This is a genomic window from Mycobacterium sp. E3298 (assembly GCF_001666895.1).
GTDB lineage: Bacteria > Actinomycetota > Actinomycetes > Mycobacteriales > Mycobacteriaceae > Mycobacterium.
This window is the reverse complement of sequence record NZ_LZJB01000313.1, coordinates 1-1247: the sequence shown is the minus strand read 5'-3', so window position 1 is coordinate 1247 and position 1247 is coordinate 1. Positions and strand designations below refer to the sequence as shown.

General features: G+C 78.2%; 1 pseudogene. It reads right to left on the bottom strand.

Features of this window, described 5'->3' with window-relative positions:
- Positions 1–466 precede the first annotated feature (466 nt).
- Positions 467–1247 (bottom strand): annotated as a pseudogene (locus tag A9X05_RS31100) (hypothetical protein); the annotation flags it as partial.

Sequence of the window (1247 nt, the reverse complement as noted above, 5' to 3'; positions counted from 1 at the left end):
GTCCGGTGCACGTCCCCGAACCGCCACAGACCGGCGGCACGGGGCCCCAGTGGCCGCCGCACCAGACTCCGCCCGGGCAGGGCTCGTCCCCGCCCCCCAGCAGTGGCACGGGTGGTTCCGGCGGTGGGCATGTGCCGCCTCCGGACACCGGTGGTTCCGGCGGTGGGCACGTGCCGCCTCCGGGTAGCGGCACGGGTGGCTCCGGCGGTGGGCACGTGCCGCCTCCGGGTAGCGGCACGGGTGGCTCCGGCGGAGGGCACGTGCCGCCCCCGGACACCGGTGGTTCCGGCGGTGGGCACGTCCCGCCCCCGGGTACCGGCCCCGGCGGCTTGGGCGGCGGGCACGCCTCGCCCCCGGGCGACGGCGGCTTGGGCGGCGGGCACCTCCCGGCCCCAGGTTCCGGCGGCGGCGGCAGTACGCCCAGCGGTCCGGGTGGGCTGTTCGGCGGCGGACCTCTCGGTGGCGGTCACGGCAGTGGCGGGCCGATCGGGGGTGGGGCCCCCGGAGGCGGCTTCGGCATCCCGGGCGGCGGCTTGGGCGGCGGCCACAGCGGGGGCGGCGGCCTCGGTGGTGGCGGCGGACTCGGTGGGGGCGGCGGCTTCGGCGGCGGCCACAGCGGTGGCGGTGGCGGCAGCTTCGGCGGTGGTGGCGCCTGGACTGCCGGGGCGACGACGTTTTGGGTGATGTCGGGGCGCTGATGCGCGTGGGGCCGGATGTCGAAGGCCAGCGCCAGCGAGAGCGCCAGGACACCGCCGACGAATACCAGGGTCGCGGCGACGACGGCCAGCACCGGCTTCCGGCTGCGCCGATCGCCCCGGTCCGCCGCGGACTCGGCTCCCCGGGCGGCCGCGTCGCCCGCTTCGGCGCTGTACGCGAGCTCGCGCCCGCCCGTCGCGGGTTGTCCTGCGTAGGGCATCGCGATCGTCGACGGCGCCCCCAGGTGGGCGTTGGCCGCCGCCAGCGAGGCGCCGCGGGCCAGCGCCATCTCGGGTTCCTCGGGGGTGGTCACCGACAGCGAGGTCGCCGACTCGAGCGCCGGCTTGATGTACGGGATGTCGACGTCCGAGCCCACCAGGAACAGCCCGTCCGGGCGCGCCCTCATCGATTCGGCGCCCGAGGCCAACGCGGCCAGCTGCGCCAGCGCCGCCCCGTCGCTGCTGGGCAGCGCATGCCGGCGCTCGAGTCGGCGACCTCGCTGTCGGTGACCACCCCCGAGGAACCCGAGATGGCGCTGGCCGGGGGCGCCT